We start from the raw sequence: 4533 nt of genomic DNA on the forward strand, positions 1-4533 counted from the left end.
GAGGCAGCGCCGCATCGGCAACTGGCCCCCTTACGTCCGCTTGGCTTCACTCGTGTTCTCGGCGGAAAAGCCGGACGCCGCCCTGGCGACGGCGGAGAAGACGAGGCGCGCCATCCTGTCCGCATTCGTGGAGAGCGGCTACGACGAGCGACTGGTGCAGCTCCTCGGCCCGGCCCCGGCGCCGTTGCAACGGCTGGCGGGCCGTTGGCGGTTCCAGCTTCTGGTCAAGGCCTCGAGCGGCGCGGCGCTCTCCCTGGGGGTGGAGACGGCCTTGCGGACGGGGACGGGCGGCGCGGTACGGCTGACCGTGGATGTGGACCCGGTATCCCTGATGTAGCGCCTTGACCGGTGGACGGGCCGCCGGTATACTTGGGGCGCGTCCACAGTCCACCGAGGAATTTTAATGAAGAGCCCCTTCGACCGCATCCGAGAGCGTCTGGCGGCAATTACGGCCGCGCCGTCGCGGATATTCGGCATCCGAGGCCTGACCCTCATCGAGCTGATGATCGTCCTGGCCATCATCGCGATTCTCATCGCCATCGCCGTGCCCAACATCATAGACTACATCTCCGACGCCAACCGCACCGCCTGCATCACCAACCAGTCGAACCTCGAGGTCGAGATAGCGCGGTACAAGTCCACCCACCCCGGCGCCCATATCGGCCCGGCCGGGGCGCGGCTCTCCGATCCCAACGCCCACCCCAACGCCCAGGAACTGATGGCCAACTCCTCCAGCTCGGAGAACATCCGCCGGATGCTCACCTGCCCCGAGGCCGGGAACGACGGCAGCGCGCCAGGATACCACTACGCCTACTCGGACGATCAGGGGCACATCGAGTGCGCCGTGGACAACGCCGGCCTGGTGCGTGCCGAGGGAGCCGACTTCAACCACGACCGCTTCAACGTCGAGGAAAAGTAGCCGCCGCACCGATTAGATAAAAGGACAAGGGGTTTTAACCCCTTGCCTCATTCCATCCCCACCGCCAAGAACACCCCAAGATAAACCTGTCTCGCGCCGATGCCGGATTCGACCGGCGACGCTGGCGGACAATCGAGGAGTAATCATGAAGATCGCCTTCGCGTTGCTTTTATCATTCGTCGTCGCGGCCCTGGCCATCACCGAGCCCCCGCTCTATTTATACGAGATGCAGCGCGCCGCCGCCGATAACCCCCGGGTCGGCCCCGCGCCGCCCGGAACCGCCGAGTACAACATTGGCGACCACCTCCAGCTCTGGAAGTAGAACCTCGACGGCCCCCCGACCCAGGAGCTGGTGAACTGCACCATCCGCGGCAAGAGCGCCCACGGATACGTCGTCACGGACGACACGGTCTGGCCGAGCCAGGTGAACCAGACCGACGTCAACCAGATCCTCGAGGCCTGGGAGAACTCCTCGGACGGCCCCCGCCCCGGCGACGGCATCTACGAAATTGACACCACGACCTTCGGGCCGTGCCCCGACGAGATTGACGGAGACCCGCGCGTGTTCCTCTTCTACTACGACCTGGACATCTCCGCCGACGGCTTCTGGATGTTCTACGACGAACACCACGACGGCGATGACGAGTATCACTCCAATGAGCGGGAGATTATCTACCTGAACAGCTCGGACAACGACCCCGGCGGGACTTACATGATCGCCGTGGCCGCCCACGAGTGCGAGCACATGCTCCACTGGAACCAGGACCCCGACGAGGACTACTGGGTGGACGAGGGCTGCGCCGAGCTGGCCATGTTCCTCTACGGGCACCCCGACAACATCAGCGGCTTCAACGGCAACTCGGACAACGACCTGACCGGTTGGAACGGCACCTGGTCCGACTACATCAAGACCTACCTCTGGACCCTCTACCTCTACGAGCACTACGGCGAAGGCTCCGCCGACCCGACGGACCTCATCTGGGAGCTGGTCCACGAGCAAGCCGACTCCATCGCCGGGGTGAACAACGCCCTGGACACCGTGGGCGCCGGGGCCACCTTCGAGGAAATCCTGCCCGACTGGGTCGCCGCGAACTTCCTCGACCTGGCGGACGAGGACCTCTTCGACGGGCGGTACAGCTATTTCGGCGAGGATCTGCCGCTCTTCACTCCCGCCTCGATCCACAACCAGTACCCCGCCTCGGGCTCCAACAGCCTCTCCCGCTACGCAGGCGAGTACGTGCTCTTCGTGGAGCCCGGGCGTGGACCTGAAATCTCCGACGTCGCTGCCGCAATCACCGAGTGGCTCTACGGGACCTTCGACGGCCAAGACGCATCCGACTTCACCGTGGATGTCCTGCGCATCAACTCCGGGGACGAGGCGGACACCGAGGTCGTGCGCCTGGACCTGGACTCGGAAAACTGGTCCACCTTCGACGCGCCGGAATTCCCTTACACCCACGATAAGGTTGTGCTCACGACTACGAGGCCGACCGCGGCGGGGCCCGGGACCTACGACTACCACGCCGACGTGAGCGAGACCGGCGTCGGGGACTCCGAATTCAACGCCACGCGCACCGGGGACGGCGTCCTGGCCGGTTGGAGCTTGACCGAGGCGCGGACGGTCGTTCTCCTCCGCGAGGCCGGGACTGGGGAAACCCCGGTAGTCCGGCTGGATTCCAACGAGGGCCGCTACCTCGACCGGGAGGCCCCGGATGCCGGCTGTTCCTACGTTCTCGAAGTGACGGACCTCTCCGGCCTGCGGACGCGCCTCGGACCGGTGGAGGTGGGACCCGCCGAGAGCGGCCGCGAGGGGCTCACCCTCAGCGCGCCCTACCCCTCGCCCTCCTCCGACCGGGTGACCTTCGAATTCACCATCCCCGGCGACGGGGAAGCCCGCTTCGCCGTCTACGACCTCGCCGGCCGGGAGGTGTTCTCCACGGCGGCAACGCCGGCGGAAGGCCGCGTGGTGTGGGACTCCTCGGCCGCTGCTCCGGGGGTGTACCTGGCGCAATTGATCGGAGAGGGGGGGACGGTCGGCCGCCGGCTGGTCATCGTGCGCTGAACCGGCGACGGCGCAACTTTAGAACAGGCAAGGGGTAAGACAAGGGGTTTAAACGAGCGAACCGAGCGAACCGAGCGAAGCGAGCTACGCCCCCGGCGAACCGAGTAACGCCCCGGCGAAACCCCTTGTTCACCCCTTGTTTCAAGGGGGATGGCGCAAAGTCATCCCCTTTTCGCGCCGGGGAGGTCCGGCGACCGTGGCGGCTGTGGTAGAATAAACGTCGGGATAATTCGTCGTCTCCGTCCGCTCGAACCAATCCGCCACCCGATTCCCGGGAGTCACGCCATGCTCGATCTGTTCCTCTTCTCCGGCAACGCCCACCCCCGTCTGGCCGAGGACATCGCCGCCTACCTCCACACCCCCCTGCGCAAGCGGATTCTGGACCGTTTCGCCGACGGCGAGGTGCGGGTGGAAATTCACGAGAACGTGCGCGGCCGGGACTGCTTCGTCATCCAACCCACCTGCGCCTCGCCCGAGGCCACCGTCAACGACAACCTGATGGAGCTTTTGACGATGGTGGACGCCCTGCGCCGGGCCAGCGCCCGCCGGGTCACCGCCGTCGTCCCCTACTTCGGCTACGCCCGCCAGGACCGCAAGGACAAGCCGCGCGTTCCGATAACGGCCAAGCTGGTAGCCAACCTCCTGACGCGGGCCGGGCTGGACCGCCTCCTGACCCTGGACCTCCACGCCGGCCAAATCCAGGGCTACTTCGATATCCCGGTGGACAACCTCCTGCCGCGCCCCCTCTTCCTGCGCGAGCTGCAAAACTTCGACCCCACCGAGCTGGTCATCGTGGCCCCGGACGCCGGCTCGGCCAAGATCAACCGTTCCTACGCCGACCGGCTCGACTGCGGCTTCGCCATCGTGGACAAGAGCCGCTACTCAACCGACGCTTCCAAGGCGCTGACCCTCATCGGCGAGGTCGAGGGCAAGCACTGCTTCATCATTGACGACATCGTGTCCACTGGCGGAACCATGGTCAACGCCGCGCGGCTGCTCTCCGAGCGGGGAGCCAAGAGCGTCCGCGCCGCGGTGACCCACGGCGTCTTCTCCGGGAAGGCCTACGAGAAGCTCGCCGACTCGGTCTTCACCGAGTTCATCGTCACCGACTCCATTCCCCTGCGCCCCGGCGCGCCCGATATAATCCGGACCATAAGCGTGGCCAAGCTCATGGGCGAGGCCATCCGCCGGACGCACTACGACCTCTCGATCAGCGTCCTTTTCCTCTAGATGAGAAAACTCCTCCTAGCCGCCCCCGTTTTTCTCCTAGCGACGGCCTGCTCCGACATCGGGCTGGGGCCCGTCTGGAGCGAGTGCGCGCTGCCGGGCGGCCCGGCGCTTGGTCTGCGGGACATCGCGGCCGGCCCGACGGGCGAGGCGTGGGTCGTGGGCCGGGTAGGAGAGGCCTGGTACTACGACGGGGACTCCTGGGAGGAAAAATACAGCGGTTTTCACGAATACGATCTGACCGGCGTGGCCCCGGACGAGGGCGGTCGCTGCTGGGCGGTGGGGTTCGACAATCAGGAAAACGGGCGCATTCTCCGGTACGACC

At 66.0% G+C, this 4533-nt stretch carries 6 protein-coding genes; all 6 read left to right on the top strand.

The features are described from left to right. A partial coding sequence (locus NTW26_01650; GenBank protein MCX7020977.1) for a primosomal protein N' occupies positions 1–337 on the top strand: 337 nt, incomplete at its 5' end. Positions 338–403: 66 nt separating this feature from the next. Beyond that, positions 404–919 (top strand): prepilin-type N-terminal cleavage/methylation domain-containing protein, encoded by a 516-nt coding sequence (locus NTW26_01655; GenBank protein ID MCX7020978.1) that lies wholly within the window; start codon positions 404–406, stop codon positions 917–919. A gap of 145 nt (positions 920–1064) precedes the next feature. After that, entirely contained in the window at positions 1065–1241 is a 177-nt protein-coding gene (locus tag NTW26_01660) for a hypothetical protein (GenBank protein ID MCX7020979.1), read from the top strand. A 30-nt stretch (positions 1242–1271) separates the two neighbouring features. Beyond that, positions 1272–2981, top strand: a complete 1710-nt coding sequence (locus NTW26_01665) for a T9SS type A sorting domain-containing protein (GenBank protein ID MCX7020980.1) — start codon at positions 1272–1274, stop codon at positions 2979–2981. Positions 2982–3266: 285 nt separating this feature from the next. Beyond that, the gene (locus NTW26_01670; protein ID MCX7020981.1) at positions 3267–4211 is read left to right on the top strand and encodes a ribose-phosphate pyrophosphokinase; all 945 of its coding nucleotides are present in this window, start codon (positions 3267–3269) and stop codon (positions 4209–4211) included. Then, positions 4212–4533: hypothetical protein (locus NTW26_01675; GenBank protein ID MCX7020982.1), on the top strand; the 322-nt coding region annotated here is incomplete at its 3' end.

The organism is bacterium (assembly GCA_026398675.1).
Taxonomy (GTDB): domain Bacteria; phylum RBG-13-66-14; class RBG-13-66-14; order RBG-13-66-14; family RBG-13-66-14; genus RBG-13-66-14.

Coding starts and splice junctions, on each gene's coding strand:
- NTW26_01655 (MCX7020978.1), top strand. CDS start 404: ATGAAGAGCCCCTTCGACCGCATCCGAGAGCGTCTGGCGGCAATTACG.
- NTW26_01660 (MCX7020979.1), top strand. CDS start 1,065: ATGAAGATCGCCTTCGCGTTGCTTTTATCATTCGTCGTCGCGGCCCTG.
- NTW26_01670 (MCX7020981.1), top strand. CDS start 3,267: ATGCTCGATCTGTTCCTCTTCTCCGGCAACGCCCACCCCCGTCTGGCC.